Below are 16,274 nucleotides of genomic sequence, written 5' to 3'. Positions count from 1 at the left end.
GGATAGACGATCAACGGATTCGTATGGGCCTCGATCGGGGTAGATAGCGGACCAGCAGCTTCCCATAGTCGCTGCCGCAAGAGGGGACGACCACAAATTCCAACAACCGCCAGCCCAACAATTGTCAGGTCCGTGCGGCCTTCCGGGCAAATTCAACGAAACTGCGCATGCCCGCGCTCATATGGTGATGCCTGGGGTAATAGAGGCTGAGCCCCGCATAGTGCGGCGTCCAGTCTGGCAGAAGTTGCACAACCCGCTGGTCCGCCAAAGCCCGGCGCGCCGCCCATCGGTTCACATAGCCAAGCCCAAGTCCGGACTGAACCGCAGCGATGATTAGTCTCGAGTTGGTCAGGACCAGCCGTCCGGCCGTTTCGATCTGGATAGCCTCGCCACCGCGTTCGAACTCCCAGCGATAAAGGTTGCCACTGGGCATGCGCAGCTGGATGCAGGAATGGTGGACCAGATCGGCGGGAGACGAGATGGGTGCGGCCACTGCCAGATATTCGGGTGAGGCCACCACGATGTGCTGTTGGGGCGGGCTGATCGGCACGGCGACCATGTCGCCGGCGACGAGGCTTCCAGCCCTGATGCCGCAATCGAAGCCATCCTTGGCAATGTCGACGAGCCGCTTTTCGCCAGCGATTTCGATTTCCATCTCGGGGTAGGCCGCGAGAAACGGCAGGATAAGGGTGTCCATGACCTGTTCGGCGGCTGCCGGATCGGCATTGATGCGGATCTTGCCCGAGGGGCGGCCCGAAAGCTCGCTCAAGGCGGCAACGGCCCTGTCGATCTGCGCCATGGCCGGCCGGAGTTCATCGGCGAAACGCTTGCCCGCAGCCGTCAGGGACACGTTGCGTGTGGTGCGTAGAAACAACTGCACCTTCAGCCGCGCCTCAAGACCTGCTACGGCGTGGCTGATCGCTGAAGGGCTGGCACCGGTGGACCGCGCCGCTGCACGGAACCCGCCATGTTGCGCCACGGCGAGGAAGGCACTCAGCTCCCCGGGCGGCAGCGTACCCACTGTGCGAAATATCTCATCATTGCGTGCCATACTGCACCAATACCCTAAGCACTGAGCGAGGACTATCTCTGGCTCTCCCAACAAGGAGAGAAATGATGACGCGGATCACCACAGACTTCGGCTTCACGAGCACGGCCAGCGAGGTGCTGGCCGGCGTCGATCTGACCGGCAAGACCATGATCGTCACTGGCGGCGCCAGTGGCATCGGTATCGAAACGGTGAAGGCGCTGGCTGCTTCGGGCGCCGATGTGACCATTGCGGCCCGCCGCGTGGACGCCGCCGAGGCGGTGGCTGGCGACCTGCGCGCCGCCACGGGCAATCCCGGTATCCATGTCCGCGCGTTGGATGTGGCCGACCTCTCCTCCGTCCGGGCTTTTGTTGCGGGATGGGACCGTCCACTGCACGCCCTCATCAACAATGCCGGCGTCATGGCCTTGCCGACCCTGGACCGCAATGCGGATGGTCGCGAGCTGCAGTTCGCCACCAACTACCTCGGCCATTTTGCATTGACCCTTGGACTGCATCCTTGGCTGAAGGCTGCCCAGGGCGCGCGGGTAGTCTCGGTCAGTTCCACCGGCAGCCTCTTCGGTTCGGTGCAGTGGGATGACCTCGATTTCCGGTTCACCAGCTATGATCCGGTGCTGGCCTATGGGCAGTCCAAGACTGCCTGCATTCTGATGGCCGTGGGAATCGCTCGGAAATGGTCGGCAGATAGGATTACGGGCAATGCGCTGAACCCAGGCGCGATCGCAACCAACCTGCAGCGCCACACTGGCGGCCTGCGAACCCCCGAGCACCTGCGCAAGACGCCGGAGCAGGGCGCCGCCACCTCTGTGCTTCTTGCGGCCTCGCCACTGTTGGAAGGCATTTCCGGGCGCTATTTCGACCATTGCGAAGAGGCCGAACTCGTGGCCGAGCGCGCCACACCGTTGCAGGGGGTTGCGCCGTATGCGCGCGACCCGGCCAATGCAGACCGCCTTTGGGACATGGCCACGGCGATGATCGGCGGTGCAAAGTGACTGGCAAGGTGTGGTACGTTTCATACAGATTCAGACATGACCGAGCTTCTGACGCCACGCGAAATGCGTCTGTCGTGGGACAATCTTTCTGGCGCCGAGCGTCAGGCGCTGCGCGACCGTTGCGCACTCACGACCGCCGAGGGCGCTGACGCGACCGTGGTAGACGAGGAGACCACCGCGTCAATCGATGCAAGTCCCGCTGGCGAACCCGTGACCATGGCTCAGCTGTGTGAAGAGGTGAACGCTTGGGGACCGGACCAGTAAAAATCGTGACAGAAGTTCTGGAGCGGCAGGCACACGCCTGCCGCTTCTTTTGCTGTGTTCATCAATTCAGTCAAGCGCGAGGACGCGCTGTGAGGTGACTTCGTAGACCGGGCCTGCAAGATGCCCTTCGCACGATCGCATGCGAGTGCAGCAATCGGATTGCGCGGGTTCCGAAGAGGATGGTCGCCCAACCTTCACGCGAGCCACAAACGCTCTTATCTTGGTTGCGTCGAGGACTGCGTGGATAATGGTCGAAAAAACGTGCCATGCTCTGTGTCCCTAGGATATCTTGGGAACATGCCCAGCAACCAAAAATATTGATAGGCATATCTATGCTATGAAGTACTTGGACGTGTTGGGTATGACGCCCCTCCGCAGTATCGCCTTGAGCGCGTGTACCGATCTGCTGCGGCTCCTGAAGGACAATGCGATGTCTGGTATCGAGGGTGCGAACCCATCACGAACGCACTGAAGCGAATGCATGATACAAAGGAGATCCTTGCACAGTATTTAGTGGCGAATGTCGGGTCGATGACCGGGCCCAATCAGAATGACATCAGTGAAAGGGATCATGGTGATCGTCTGACGGGAGGTTTTATCATCGTTGCCTGACGAATGGGTCCAGGGAAGGCTTGATGCGCTGGCCGGTCCGGGTAGAAGCATCCCTGAAAAAGCTCATCGAGATACAGCAGCTGCTCACTGCATCGTCATAGCCGAAGCTTGCCCGCCCGCAGGCAGGATCATTCCTATTCCGATGCCATGGCCATTCCTCAGGCTTCCAACAGCTGCGCTTCGCGAACGGTGCGGGCGCTTCCGCGAACCAGGATGCTCGCGCCTCGCTCGGGCGTGATCTCCACTTCGAGAAGGGATGGAACGCCCATATCTTCGCCCTGGCGAATGGTGATGGCGCCGCCATGAGGCCAGCCGAGGTCACGCAGGTATCCGGCCAAGGCGGCAGCAGCAGCCCCGGTCGCAGGATCTTCCACGACGCCGCCAAGCGGGAACGGATTGCGTGCGTGGAAAAGTTGGGCAGTCTCGGCGTATAGGAGACTGAAGGTTATGAGCCCTTCACGTTCGGCCACTGCTCGACCTTTGTCGAAGTCATACCGCATCGTGCGCAACGTCTCTCTGTCCTTCAGTGCCAGAACCAGATGGTCACCACCGCCATGCGCGATCGCGGGCGGAATGCGCGGATCAAGATCGATCGATGCGAGGCCGAATAGTTCGAATGCGTCATTCAGAACAGAAGACGTGACCGGGCCACTGTGAGTTGGAGGTGACCAAAACGAAGCTCCCCAGCGGGTGCCCGAAAGGTGGCCCTCGACGGTAATGCGTGCGCGATTGATATCGAGCGTGAACAGGCCCGGTCCCTCTTGCTGGGCCAGAGCAGCGCCCAGCGCGACGGTTGCATGACCGCAGAAGTCCACCTCGACCTCAGGTGAAAAATATCGCACCCGCCATGCGTCTTCTACAGGCGTTGCAAAAACGCATTCCGAGTAGCCGACTTCGGTGGCCACTTTCTGCATCATCGCCGCTTCCGGCAATTGATCGCAAATAACGACACCGGCCGGGTTGCCACCGCGCTGATCGCTTGAAAAGGCTGAAATGTGCTGAACTTTTATCATCTGCTTCCGATTGTACCCGCAAGCCATCGTTGATCATAGTAGGTGATCACGCGTTGCTTTCGAGTTTCGTTTTCCCGTTCAGCGCACTCCACGCCCAAGGTCGAGAGACAGTTGAACAAAACAGGGATTGTCAATCTGCTGCCCGGCACGCACCATTGCCGTCGACAACCGCTTACCGTCGCGATCTGTCTCATTTTTCTGATGCATCGGGTGACTCGTCGACAGTTGGTGGTGGCTTTTACCTACCGGATCTATTCATCGTGTTTCGATAGCGGAACTGAAGGCCGCTGGCGCTCAGCGAAGGGCAAATTGCTTGGCCCCTGCCACACATGCGACCACGAAGACTGCGGAGGCAATCATCGTCCACGCAACTGGTTCGCCCAAGAGGACAGCGGCCAGCAGGAACCCGAAAAATGGTTGCAGGAGTTGCAACTGCCCGACCCCGGCAATGCCGCCAAGTGCAAGGCCGCGATACCAGAAGATGAACCCCACCAACATGCTGAAGATTGAGACGTATGCGAGGCCGGCCCAGGCAGGCGCACCGATATTGGCCCACACTTCGGGGATGTTGAGCAGAGCGATCATTGCCATGATCGGAAGTGACAGCAGCAACGCCCAGGAAATAACCTGCCATCCACCGAGGCGGCGTGACAGTGTCGCCCCCTCGGCGTAGCCCAGGCCACACACCATGATGGCCGCGATCATAAGCAGGTCTCCCCCCACAGTTCCCGCCTCGCTCCCGTAGAGGGCGAAGCTCGCGACAGCGGCGGCGCCGGCGATCGAAAACAACCAGAAGGCAGGTTTTGGCCGCTCGCCGGCGCGCAGCACGCCGAAGATCGCCGTTGCCAGGGGGAGTAGCCCGATAAAGACGATGGAATGCGCTGCCGTGATGTGCTGGAGCGCAATCGCGGTCAACAACGGAAAACCTACCACACCACCGATCGCCACCAGTGTCAGCGGGAGGATGTCGCGACGCTTAGGGCGCGGCGGACGAAGCGCCAGTAGAAGGAGCGCGCCGAACAAGGCGGCAATGACCGCACGCGCGGAGGTGAGAAAGATCGGCGAAAAGTCCGCAACTGCAACACGTGTCGCAGGCAGCGAGCCGCTGAATATGATGACGCCCAAGAGGCCACTACCCCAACCCGCTGTCGTGCGATCCATGTGCCCCTCGCTTTTCCGAACCTCCGCAATATCAATTCCATTCTGGCTCGGACAGGAACAGTGAGATACAATTTCGACAAAGTGTATGGTGCATGCAAGCCATACAATGGGCGTGAAATCCGCTAACAGGCTTTCAGATATGACGCGCACCGAAGAACTGATGCACTCTGTCCGGGCTAAGATCGCCAACCGGGTTCTCAGCCCTGGGGATCGCTTGCCATCGGTTCGTCGGTTCGCCAAAACGATGAACGTCTCGCCGTCGACAGTGGTCGAGGCCTACGACCGTCTGGAAGCAGAAGGGACTATTCGCGCTCGCCGAGGCTCCGGCTTCTATGTCACCGGCGCTAACATGCCACCCATGGCATTGGCTCACATCGGGCCGCCGCGCCAGCGCGATGTCGATCCATTTTGGGTGTCCAAACAGTCGCTTGATGCGAACCCCACAACCCTCAAACCAGGTTGTGGGTGGCTACCTGCAGAGTGGATGCCCAATTTTGCGCTGCGAAAGGGATTGAGAGCGCTCGGACGTGCCGACAATGCAGTGCTGTCGGACTATGCAACCACACGAGGGTCTCTTGCCTTGCGTCGCCTATTGCTTGCCCGGTTTCACGATGAAGGTATTTCAGCGAGCGCAGATCAGATCATTCTAACGCCCTCGGGAACGCAGGCAATCGATCTGGTATGCCGTTTGCTGTTGCGGCCCGGCGACACGGTGCTGGTCGACGATCCCTGCTATTTCAATTTTCATGCGCTCCTGCGTGCGCATCAGGTCAGGATCGTTGGCGTCCCATTTACGCCGACGGGCCCGGACGCATCCGCGTTCGAACAGGCACTCATCGACGAGACACCACGTCTCTATATTACGAACTCCGCACTCCATAACCCGACCGGCGCGAGCATTTCACCACAGACTGCGCACCGGGTGCTGGCCGCTGCGGCAACCCGTGGACTGACAATCGTAGAAGACGACATTTTTGCGGATTTCGAGCCGACATCGTCGCCACGCCTGGCCATACTTGACGGCCTCGACCGCGTCATCCGAATTGGCAGCTTCTCGAAAGCGCTTTCTGCTTCCGTGCGTTGCGGGTACATCGCCGCTCGGCCAGACTGGACTGAAAGTCTGATCGATCTTCAGGTCGCGACCAGCTTCGGCGGGCCCAGCCCCGTTGCAACGGGGCTGATCACGAGCATCCTGGCCGGGGGCAGCTATCGCAAACACATGGACGAGTTGCGTCACCGTCTGCTGCGAGCCAGGACAGAGGCGATGGATCGGCTCGCGCCCCTTGGCATCACTCCTTGGATCGAACCACGCGGTGGTTTCTATCTTTGGTGCCGTTTGCCCGATGGACACCATTCCACTGCCATCGCGCGCCACTGTATGGCGGCAGACGTCATCTTGGCACCGGGAAACGTCTTCAGCATCTCGCAGTCTGCGGCCCCGTTCCTCCGTTTCAATGTCGCACAACTCGACGATGAGCGAATCTTCTCGATTCTCGAAAGAGCGATGGAGAACTCTCGAGGGGACTCGGTCGCCATGCTCGGCGAGTGCTTTGGAGAGCGGTCGTTATCACGCACGTGATTATGCTCGTCAGTATAGGGCGAAAGCGCGCGCTAGTTCCGTTCAGTACCCGCGATGCAGCCGCTACGACAACGCGACGCGGACATCATCGTCCACCTGCTTGGCGGCTCGTCCGCTCCGGCCGGTGCCCCTCAGGGGTCTTACTGCTGAGGGGCAACGCTTATGCCCAATAGCGTGGAGCCGGCTGCGCTCGTGACAGCACTTCACCCAGAGCGAGCCGCGCTTCTTCCGGCCGTTTCCAGCCGTCGATATAGACCAGCGCGGGTATGGTAACGAGTTTCCCCTGGTCGAATTCAGCAAGCGCGGCATCGGCGATGACCCACCATCCTGACCTCCATATGATCGTGGCGGGCGTCGGCATAGTCGAACAGGGCCTTTGCATCGCTCGCCTGAAAATTCCGCAGGACACGGCGATCAGTCTCCAGCGCCTTTATGCAATCTCTCTTGTTGAGGCCTCGTTTTTTGCCACAAGTTCAGTGTGCCGCACTCTGTTGGGGGTAATTCCCCAAGGTATAAGTACTTCCGGGCGCCTTTCGATTATGCGCTCTAGCGCATGGAAAGACGGTATACGCGAGGACGTATAATTCAAGCTTAGACGCTTAAGCGTATATTGCGTCGCTATGCGTCTCGGCGTATAATGGCCAAAATTGAGCTCTTCATGGATCAACCCGCCCGTACACCTCGCCAGATCGGCGCGGCGCTCAAGCGCCGCCGCAAACTTCTGGGCATGTCTCAAGATAAGCTCGGGACTAGAGTAAGGCTGCGCCAGGCGACGATCTCGAAACTCGAAGCCGGTGACCCCGGGACCAAACTCAGCACCCTGCTTGATACACTCGCCGGATTAGGACTCGAGCTCGTCATTCGCGAACGATCATCAGGCCAGCCTGATATCGAGGATCTGTTCTGATGGCGCGCCGTGCGCGTCACGCGCCCCTCACCGTCTTCTTGAATGCTCGGCTCGTCGGGCGCCTGCGCAAGGAAGTCAGCGCGCTATAGAGTTTCAGTATGACCGCTCCTGGCTGGATTGGGAGAATACCTTCGCTATCTCCCTTTCCATGCCGCTGCGCGAGACGCGCTACGCAGGCAACGACGCCGCGTCGAGAACGAATATTTCTGCCTCAAGCCTACAGCAGCGCTCGGCCTGCCAAGTGCCGCTGCGCAGATGGCCACATTCAGGGAAAAGCGCGTCCTCATCGTTGAGCGCTTTGATCGCGTGATGCAAGACTCTTGCGGCTGCCGCAGGAGGATTGCTGCCAGGCCTTGGGCGTTGTGCCCACGCGCAAATGTGAAGCAGATGGCGGTCCGGGCATCCCTGTGCTGCTCGAACTCATGCGCGGCGGCGATCTTCCGGAAGAGGACCAGAAGAAACTTCTGAGCGCTGCAGTCATATTCTGGCTGCTGGGGGCAACGGACGGCCACGCCAAGAATTTCAGCGTGTTTCTGTCACCGGGCGGCGGATACCGAATGACGCCGCTGTATGACGTACTGTCTGCTCAGCCTTCGCTTGTGGCCGGGCAACTGCAAAGAAAGCAGATGAAATTGGCCATGGCCGCAGGGGATAGCCGGCGTTACCGCGTTGATGAAATCGTGCCGCGGCACTTCGAGCAAACTGCTGCAAAGGCCGGCGTGGGCAATCCAATCATTGCGGAAGTATTTCAGTCCCTCAGGACGCAAGGAGCAGCCGCGCTTCAACAGACCCTGGACGGACTGCCAGATGGCTTCCCGGCACAAGTGGCCGAACCAATCGGGGAAGGTTTCCTTAGCCGCCTGCGGCTACTCGGCTGACAGGCGTTCAACCTGATGCTGCCTATTGAAGTAGGCGCTGAGCAGGGCGGACCTCTCAATCTTCAAACGACCTTCGATGGAATCGATCACCCAGGGAAGCTTACGCCTGTTGCAGCCGCCACGACGCGATGAGGATCGCCACGGAAGCGTGCGCCACGTTGACGAGGAGCGGTGGTAACGTTCAAGCCCGGGCGGAACGCTAATGCGTGGATCAACAAGGGCGCGGGTTGGTGAGGCTCTTAATGGCCTCGGCAATCTCCGATGCTCACAGCACGGCTTTCGTGAGGCCTTACAGGCCTACGCTGCGTCAAGACCTGCAATAGGAATGTTGTTGATGCTGAGCCACCGTTGTCGCGTGAGCCAACGAAAAGGTCAGTGCGGCGGCTTGTGAGTGAGAACGATCGCGCAAAGCCCCGCAAGCATCATGGTGCGCTTTGCACGGTCCGAAGAGACGTTTCGTTTGATGTTCAAACGTCCAGGATGGCACTTGCGTCGAATACGAGTGCCGTCTGGCCTTCCCGGTTAAACGGTACAGCTTCCGGGCTCAAAATCCTGGTTCCGGGTCGACAAAGCCGGACGTAGAAGGGGACACCGCAACGAGCCGGACGTCCGTCCCGTAGACCTTGCGGTAGCGCTCGCGCCGCGACAACAGGAGTCGGGCAATGGCGCGGCCGACGCCGCCGAAGCCCGCAATTGCGACCTTGAGAACATGCATAGGTTGCCCATACTCGCTGGTTTTCTCATGATCGATCGTCCCGGCGCTCCCATGTCCGTTGCCCTCACATGCAATCCACGTCGGGCTTGCGATTATTCAATTCGTCGACCAGCACGCGAGTGTTCTCTGAATAGTCGATTGGCACATCGACCAGATGAACACCGGCGCCGGCAAAGGCGGCTTCAAGGGTTGGCACGAGATCCTTGACGGCTGTCACCCGCGAGCCTTTCGCACCATAAGCCTCGGCGTAGCGCACGAAATCGGGATTGCCGAAGCTCATGCCGAAATCCCGGAAACCGTCCACCGCCTGCTTCCAGCGGATCATGCCGTAGGCGCCGTCGTTGAGAACGACGACGACGAGGTTCAGTCCGAGCCGCACCGCCGTTTCCATCTCCTGCGAGTTCATCATGAAGCCGCCATCGCCGCAGACCGCCATGACGCGGCGGTCGGGATGCAGCATCGCCGCCATCATCGCCGAGGGAAGCCCGGCCCCCATCGTGGCGAGCGCATTGTCGAGCAGCAGCGTATTGGCGACATGGGTGCGATAGTTGCGGGCGAACCAGATCTTGTACATGCCGTTGTCGAGACAGACGATGCCGTCTTCCGGCATTACCTTGCGGACATCATGGACGACGCGCTGCGGGGTTGGCGGGAAGCGGTCTTCCTCGGCGCGGTCGTTGATGCGGGCGAGGATTCGCTGGCGCAGTTCGAGCATCCCCTCGTCGGGCGTCAGGTTTCCTTCGAGACGCTCGGCAAGTCCCTCGACCGCGGCCCCGATATCGCCGATCACCTCAAAATCAGGATGGTAGACCTGTTCGACCGTGGCGGACTGGTAGCCGACATGGATGACCCTCGGCCCGCCGGCACTTTTCATGAGGAAGGGCGGTTTCTCGATCGTGTCGTGGCCGATGGCAACGATCAGGTCGGCTCGATCGACCGCCTCGTGCACATAGTCGCCTTCCGAAAGCGCCGCGGTGCCCATGTAGAGGTTCGAGCCGCCGGTGACCGCGCCCTTGCCCATCTGTGTGTTGAAAAACGGCAGGCGGCTTCGTGCAACGAAGGCTGACAGCAGGTCGACCAAAGAAGGCCGGTTACCCGCCGCGCCGATCATCACAAGCGGGCGTTTTGCCGCGCGGATCATTTCGGCTGCACTGTTGAGTGCTGCGGCACTGGCCAATGGGCGGTCCATCGTGTGGCGTGCAATGACTGGGATGTTGGCGACCTCCTCGCCCGCGACATCCTCCGGCAGTTCCAGATGGACCGGTCCCGGCCGCTCCTCCATCGCGACACGAAAGGCATCGCGCACCGTGGAGGGTATGGCGGCGGCACTGACGATCTGGCGCGTCATTTTGGTCAGCGGCTTCATTGAGGCGACGATATCGACAATCTGGAAACGCGCCTGCTTGGCGCTCATCACGGGTTTCTGGCCGGTGATCAGGATCATCGGCATCGCACCGAGATGGGCATAGGCCGCTCCGGTCGAGAAATTGAGCGCGCCGGGCCCTAGCGTCGCCAGGCAGACGCCAGGCTTACCCGTCAGCCGTGCATGGGTGGCTGCCATGAAGGCCGCGGCCTGCTCATGGCGAGTCAGGATCAGCCGGATGCTAGACGTCCGCAGCGATTCCAGAAGGTCGAGATTCTCTTCCCCCGGCACCCCGAAGATGCGGTCTACGCCTTCGTTTTCCAGCGCGGCGATAAACAGGTCCGAGCCTTTGGGCATCGAGTTGCTCCTTGCGTTGACTAACTCAATGGAAGTCGGTCACGATCATACATGGGAAGGCGCAATGCGCCACGAGTCGACCACGTGGGTCTGTAGGAGTTCCTCTACACTGCCGCTTATCGCGACTGACCCCGTGTCCAGCCCGAACAGAGGAATTTCCGCACCGAACCCATCACGGAAAATGAAGAGCGCTTTCGTTGGGCATTGCGATCAAATCCCAACAACTTCATATGCTAAGCTTCGACTCAGAAATGGAGAAAAGGCAATCGTCTGCCCGGCGATTTCTGTTTCTGGAGCGGTTGTATGGTCATCCGCGCTTTATGACCAGGCGAGGGTTCCTGCGGCCCCGATAGCCGCGACACCTTTCAGCCAAATCGTTCAAGCGGAGCAAAAAATGAACCTGCAGCCATCGGCGCTGTGTCGCCTACGGATCGACGCGGACGGGCGTATCCGCTACGAGCATTTTCCCAATGGCAGGCCGAACCCCGGCGCCTGCTCCGGCGATATGATTCGGTCGCGCGCCAGAGCGGAATGGCAGGTCTCATAGTCCTGTCCGCGCGCTGCGCCGTACCCTTGACTGAGCGACCCAGCATCCACTCACAATAGCCGCTTGGTTCAAGCCAACATCTTCTGCAAGCTGATCAAAGCGGCCGCGCAATCGAGCGACATGTCGGCGACCATCTCCGGGACGGTAGGACGCCTAGAAGGTGAAGGAGGCAACTCACGCACCTTGAGCGGAAAACGAGCGCGACGTAAAAACCGACATGCTATCGCGCTGATCCTGGAAACGTAATGTCCTGGTCGACCATCACATTGAAGCGGTAACCCGGCCGAATCTCGAGCGTGGGCTGAACGTTCAGGTTCCGCGAAATCGTCTGCTCCGACATTTTTCCGAATGTTTCTGCGAAAGAACGACGAGCTGCATCTTCGGCACCGTTGGCCGTGCCGAATGAACTGCGATCCCGCGGGATCATCGTCTCCGTACCCGCGCCGATCAGCGCTACCAGGATCGCGGCGCCGAAAGTCCTGGCATAATGATTATCCACGCGATCATTGAAGCCGCCATAGCCGGCCGCATCCGTCCCCGCCATCGCGCCGATCTGCAATGTTGAACCGTTTGGGAAAATGATGTCGGTCCACACCGCAAGAACACGGTCCTGGCCAAAACTCACATGTGAATCGTAGCGACCAAACAGTTTCGAGCCTTGTGGGATGAGCAGATGGCGCCCTGTGGCACTGTCGTAGACGTTTTGAGAAACCTGCGCTGAAACAAGCCCGGGAAGATCCGAGTTGATGCCGGTGACAAGCGTTGCGGGAATGACCGACCCGCGCTTGAGCTCGAAACGTGACATTTGCGGGACAACTCCATTGGGAAGATGGCCGAGGTCCTGCATGTCCCGGTTGAAGAAGCGCTCCTTACCTGACTGTCCATTGGGATCGCTGTCTTGTGACGCCGCCCCTGCCTGCATCGCGGAGGCATAGAGATCGAGTGCGCTCGGCGCGCGCGTTCCGTTCGCTTCATTTCCCGGAGGCCGCGACCCCCCGCCCGCATCGGTTTTCGAAAGGTGTTGCAGGTTCACCGAAATCGGGGAATCAAAAGCAGCATCATTGGCCTGAACGCTTGCCATGCGCTGCCGATGCAACTCCCGCAGCATCTGTTCTTCTTGCTCGCGCTCCAGGCGCGCGCGCCAAGCCTCCTCCCGCTCGAGCTGATGTCCTTGCTCGTCATCCACCGGTGTCGGCTTGCGATGCGGCGTGAACGGATTGGCGGCCGGCTTGGCAGTTTCAATCGGCGCAGGGCGATACTCGATCCGTGGCGGGTCGCCGATGATGCCATCCGGCACCCCCTGCTTGAGCTGATCGGCATGGGTAGAAGCTGGGCGGGAGCCCGTTGCGAGGCGGGTACTATCACTGCCAAGTTGGAAGCCGCGCGTGGAAAGGCCATAAAAAATGACGCCGAGGAACAGCACGACGAGCACGATAGCAACAACGATCGGGAGACGGTTGAGACGACGGATACGGGATCTGGTATCCGCGTCGGAAATCCCGAGCTTGAGGGCCTCCGTCATCCTGAGTGTCCAGCGCTGCGATGCATGACTGATAGCGGACTGATTGGCACTGCACCGTTTGCGCCCAGCTGATATATGCGTGTCAGCTCAAGCGATGGCATTGATAGCCGGGCAATGACATTCCCTTGAAGGCCGTCGATGGTATAGGCGACTGCGACCATTGCCCCGCCCTCCGTCTTCTGATCCGTCACAACAGCATAACCGCCACCCTTGAGTGATGCCTCAAGCGCCTGCCCGAAGGCAGTTCCGTCGGTCTGAAGCTGGATGGTGGCGCCACCCGGACCGACCTGCTCAGCCAATCGGCCGACGAGATCGCCGGCAATAGCTGCTGCCGCTTCAGCGGTCAGCTCTGTTGTTACCGAACTGGTGATCAGCCCCGCGTTGCCAGTCGTCTGGCATCCGGTGAGCGGCAAGCTAGTAAGGAGCAGGGCAACAATATATCGCAGCTGGGTCGACTGCATGACAGTTCAGCCTCCCCGCCGGATGGTGATCTTCTGCTGATGGCGGCCGACGCCCGAGACGAGGATTGCGTGATCGATATTGTAATCGACCACCATGAGGGCGCCTTTCAGCCGATAGTTGACGATGCGGTTTTCCCCGCCTGAAACGACAAACAGTACAGGTGCGTCCTGCCCGGAAAGGGAGGATGGGAACTGGATGTACGTTTTGTCGCCGTCGCTGTAGATTCGACTGGGTTTCCAGCGCGCGGTGCCTCTCATCTTGAATGCGAAGTCGAGCTGCTCTGAAGGAACGCTGGTGCCGGGCAGCACACTTGTCTGCATACGTGCATTGATTTCGGCAAAGCGGGTGTCAGCGTCCTGCGGATACTCGAAGCCTACCTTGGCCATGTACCGTATATGATGGGATTTCAGCTGGATATGATAGGCCCGCCGCGAAGTGGTCACCACCATAGAAGTGACAAGCCCACTCTCGGCCGGCTTGACGATCAGATGCACGGCCTGCCCACCGGCAGGGCCGGACGTTGCAGGTTCCACCTTCCAGCGCACGGTATCGCCGAGCAGCACATCGCGCACGATCTCGCCCGCCTGCAGCTCGATATCGCAGACCTGCAGCGGCGAGCACACGACCGATGGCTGCACCTCGCCGAAGAGGAAGATAACCTTCCCATCGGCGCCTCGGGTAACCACCCCCTGCCCTGACTTCCATTGATCGGACAATCTGGTGCCGCGCACTTCATTGGCACTGAGGCTCTGGGCAGCGGCAGGAAGAGACGCGACGACGAGCAACATTATGGCTGACTGGCTGATGGACCGGATTCTGGCAGTATTCATGAAACTATCCTCCCGACACAGACAGCTGCGCCGTCCAATCGAAATCTCTGAGATACAGGCCGATCGGATTGAGCCGGATCACGGCTTCGTCCTGTGGCGGTGTCAGCGTGACGGTTGCAATTCCCCGGAACCGGCGTACGGCAAGCTCCTTGCCCTGCCGGTCACGCTCGTATTCGGTCCAGTCGATCTGATAACTCTGGTTGGAGAGCGGCACGATGTTGGTCACCTCAATGGCAACGGTCAGGGTGCGCGCGCGATCAAAGGGAGAATTGCTCCTGAACCACGCATTGACCTTTTCAGTAGCAGGATCGGAGGTGCGCAATAGCGCATAGGTTCGATCGATATATTGCTTCTGCACAACGGCGTCGGGCGTCACTGACCGAAACGCGGCGACAAAGCCGCCGAGCGCGGCGCGCACAACGCGCGGGTCCGCATATTCGATCTGCTGCGGAAAGCCAGCGCTGACCGCTGTCCCCAGCCGGTCGACCTCTACGATATAGGGCACGAGCTTGACCTGCGTGCTCTGGTAAAGCGCGTAGACGAAACCGATAATCGCCATTGCCATTCCGGTTACACCCACAATCCGCCAGGATGCAGCTGCCTTCACATAGGAGCCGTAACGCTCGTTCCATTCCTGGCGCGCGGCAAGGTATGGATTTTCGGGGGGAATGCGTCCTGCCATGGAGATCTGCTCAAGCCTGGTCGTTGCTGGGTTTTTTGGCAGCGCCTGATCCTGACGCGTGGTCAAGCTTGGCATTGGCGAGCCCGAGAGTGGATGCGCCCCAGGTGCCCGGAACGCCAATCGCCTTGTCACGAGCGGCGGAGGTAAGTGCGCTGCCTGCAGCGCCTGCGCCGGCCACCATCCCCTTGAGCGCCGACTGCCCTAGCGTCCCGCCCGATGCGCGGGCATCGGAATAGCTTGAAGCCCCAGCCCGGGCGCCGCCCCACGCGAGCGCGGCGCCACCAGCCGCGAAACTTGCCGCCTGACCGCCATGGCGAATGGTTTCCATGCCGCCAGTGACCGAGACGCCCTGGACTACGCCCTGCACGATGTTGGGGACATAGATCGAGATGATAAAGACAACCACCGACACACCGCCAATGGCGAGTGTCGACAGGAAGTCATCGGTGTCGGCCGGCTCGGTGGCAAGCCCAAGCAGGACCTGCGATCCGATCCGTGCAATCATGACCAGCGCCATCAGCTTCATTCCGACCGAGAACGCATAGATCAGGTAGCGGACCGCAAAATCCTTGGTGAAACTGGAGCCTCCAAGGCCCAGCATGATCATGCCGGCCAGCAGTCCGACATACATCTCGACCATCACCGAAACGTAGATCGCTGCGACCAGCGAAAAGCTGATCACGACGACGATCATTGCAAACACCGCCGCAATGGCGAGCGCGTTGTCCTCGAACAGACCGAACTGAGCCTTCTCCGACATGGCGCTCGCCACCTGGAGCCCGGCATTGAAGACATCGGCAGGCGAGGCCGATCCGCCAGCCGCGCCGATCTGGAACAGGCTGTCGACCATGGCCTTGGCAAATGCCGGACCCTGTTCGAGAATGAAGACAAATAACCCGATGAACATGATGCGACGCACCAACTCGGCAAACCATGTGTCGAGTGAGGCGGTGGCAAGCGCCAGCCAGACCGCTGCAAGGCCGATCTCGATCCCCGCCAGTATCCAGAACAGCGAGCGCGCTGCATCCATGACGGTCGCCTCCCACCCCTGGGCCGCGCTTATAACCTCGTCTTCCAGACTGGTGAGCAGCGACCCATCCTGTGCGAATGCCGCCGGAACAAGCGTGAAGAGCCCCACAAAAACGATCCCGATCATCCTCATCTCGCGGGCGGTCGATCTCTCGTGACTTCTCCAGCGGCCAAGCGTCTGTCGTCGCCCACCCTTGCCGAACTGGCTGGGCTTCCAGACAGAACTGCGGGCTTCTACTGATCCGCACGGAAAGTCCGCAAATCGCAGGCTGATACTGCTCAGGACGGTAAAGCCGACGGAGCAGGTTGTGAT

The 16,274-nt window shown here is 60.1% G+C and carries 15 protein-coding genes and 2 pseudogenes; 7 read left to right on the top strand and 10 right to left on the bottom strand.

The features are described from left to right. Window positions 1-124: 124 nt before the first annotated feature. Window positions 125-1,051 (bottom strand): LysR family transcriptional regulator, encoded by a 927-nt coding sequence (locus AAFN84_RS21695; RefSeq protein WP_347516786.1) that lies wholly within the window; start codon window positions 1,049-1,051, stop codon window positions 125-127. A gap of 146 nt (window positions 1,052-1,197) precedes the next feature. Between AAFN84_RS21695 and AAFN84_RS21690 the strand changes: the two genes are divergently transcribed. Both AAFN84_RS21690 and AAFN84_RS21685 read left to right on the top strand, forming a co-directional pair. Continuing rightward, on the top strand, window positions 1,198-2,040 hold the full coding sequence (locus tag AAFN84_RS21690) for an SDR family NAD(P)-dependent oxidoreductase (RefSeq protein ID WP_347516939.1): 843 nt from the start codon (window positions 1,198-1,200) through the stop codon (window positions 2,038-2,040). Between the two features lie 36 nt (window positions 2,041-2,076). After that, window positions 2,077-2,304, top strand: a complete 228-nt coding sequence (locus AAFN84_RS21685) for a hypothetical protein (RefSeq protein ID WP_347516785.1) — start codon at window positions 2,077-2,079, stop codon at window positions 2,302-2,304. 770 nt (window positions 2,305-3,074) lie between these two features. Here the strand turns inward: AAFN84_RS21685 and AAFN84_RS21680 are convergent. Beyond that, complete coding sequence (locus tag AAFN84_RS21680) at window positions 3,075-3,926, bottom strand: PhzF family phenazine biosynthesis protein (RefSeq protein ID WP_347516938.1); 852 nt, start codon at window positions 3,924-3,926, stop codon at window positions 3,075-3,077. Window positions 3,927-4,223: 297 nt separating this feature from the next. Continuing rightward, window positions 4,224-5,090, bottom strand: coding sequence for a DMT family transporter (locus AAFN84_RS21675; RefSeq protein WP_347516937.1), 867 nt, complete (start codon window positions 5,088-5,090; stop codon window positions 4,224-4,226). A 139-nt stretch (window positions 5,091-5,229) separates the two neighbouring features. Here AAFN84_RS21675 and AAFN84_RS21670 point away from each other — a divergent pair, with 139 nt between their 5' ends. Next, entirely contained in the window at window positions 5,230-6,669 is a 1,440-nt protein-coding gene (locus AAFN84_RS21670) for a PLP-dependent aminotransferase family protein (protein WP_347516784.1), read from the top strand. 160 nt (window positions 6,670-6,829) lie between these two features. On the opposite strand, the gene AAFN84_RS21665 is transcribed toward AAFN84_RS21670, so the two are convergent. Beyond that, window positions 6,830-7,030: a hypothetical protein gene (locus AAFN84_RS21665; RefSeq protein ID WP_347516783.1), complete on the bottom strand. Its 201-nt coding sequence runs from the start codon at window positions 7,028-7,030 to the stop codon at window positions 6,830-6,832. A 297-nt stretch (window positions 7,031-7,327) separates the two neighbouring features. On the opposite strand from AAFN84_RS21665, the gene AAFN84_RS21660 reads away from it, so the two are divergent. The 4 genes and pseudogenes from AAFN84_RS21660 (at window position 7,328) to AAFN84_RS21645 (ending at window position 8,454) form a co-directional block, all read left to right on the top strand. Continuing rightward, window positions 7,328-7,576 carry a helix-turn-helix domain-containing protein gene (locus AAFN84_RS21660; RefSeq protein WP_347516782.1) on the top strand — a complete coding sequence of 83 codons (249 nt, stop codon included), beginning with the start codon at window positions 7,328-7,330 and terminating at the stop codon, window positions 7,574-7,576. Then, window positions 7,554-7,709, top strand: a pseudogene (locus AAFN84_RS21655) (hypothetical protein); the annotation flags it as partial. The gene AAFN84_RS21660 and the pseudogene AAFN84_RS21655, both read left to right, overlap by 23 nt. Continuing rightward, window positions 7,694-7,852: pseudogene (locus AAFN84_RS21650) on the top strand (hypothetical protein); the annotation flags it as partial. The pseudogenes AAFN84_RS21655 and AAFN84_RS21650, both read left to right, overlap by 16 nt. Before the next feature lie 44 nt (window positions 7,853-7,896). Next, entirely contained in the window at window positions 7,897-8,454 is a 558-nt protein-coding gene (locus AAFN84_RS21645) for a HipA domain-containing protein (RefSeq protein ID WP_347516781.1), read from the top strand. Window positions 8,455-9,233: 779 nt separating this feature from the next. On the opposite strand, the gene AAFN84_RS21640 is transcribed toward AAFN84_RS21645, so the two are convergent. The 6 genes from AAFN84_RS21640 to trbL all read right to left on the bottom strand — a co-directional run bounded on the left by AAFN84_RS21640 (window position 9,234) and on the right by trbL (window position 16,088). Then, a complete protein-coding gene (locus tag AAFN84_RS21640) occupies window positions 9,234-10,889 on the bottom strand; it encodes an acetolactate synthase large subunit (RefSeq protein ID WP_347516780.1) in 1,656 nt (551 codons plus the stop codon). 767 nt (window positions 10,890-11,656) lie between these two features. Then, the gene (gene trbI / locus AAFN84_RS21635; RefSeq protein WP_347516779.1) at window positions 11,657-12,958 is read right to left on the bottom strand and encodes an IncP-type conjugal transfer protein TrbI; all 1,302 of its coding nucleotides are present in this window, start codon (window positions 12,956-12,958) and stop codon (window positions 11,657-11,659) included. After that, a complete protein-coding gene (gene trbH, locus AAFN84_RS21630; protein WP_347516778.1) occupies window positions 12,955-13,419 on the bottom strand; it encodes a conjugal transfer protein TrbH in 465 nt (154 codons plus the stop codon). Before trbH ends, trbI begins: the two co-directional genes overlap by 4 nt. Before the next feature lie 6 nt (window positions 13,420-13,425). Further along, window positions 13,426-14,250, bottom strand: a complete 825-nt coding sequence (gene trbG, locus AAFN84_RS21625; RefSeq protein ID WP_347516777.1) for a P-type conjugative transfer protein TrbG — start codon at window positions 14,248-14,250, stop codon at window positions 13,426-13,428. Between the two features lie 4 nt (window positions 14,251-14,254). Continuing rightward, complete coding sequence (locus tag AAFN84_RS21620; RefSeq protein WP_347516936.1) at window positions 14,255-14,932, bottom strand: conjugal transfer protein TrbF; 678 nt, start codon at window positions 14,930-14,932, stop codon at window positions 14,255-14,257. A 10-nt stretch (window positions 14,933-14,942) separates the two neighbouring features. After that, window positions 14,943-16,088 carry a P-type conjugative transfer protein TrbL gene (trbL, locus tag AAFN84_RS21615; RefSeq protein WP_347516776.1) on the bottom strand — a complete coding sequence of 382 codons (1,146 nt, stop codon included), beginning with the start codon at window positions 16,086-16,088 and terminating at the stop codon, window positions 14,943-14,945. Window positions 16,089-16,274 lie beyond the last annotated feature (186 nt).

It is taken from the genome of Mesorhizobium sp. CAU 1741 (assembly GCF_039839275.1).
Taxonomy (GTDB): Bacteria; Pseudomonadota; Alphaproteobacteria; order Rhizobiales; family Rhizobiaceae; genus Aerobium.
The sequence above is the reverse complement of the archived record's forward strand: the minus strand, read 5'-3'. Positions and strand labels throughout refer to the sequence as shown.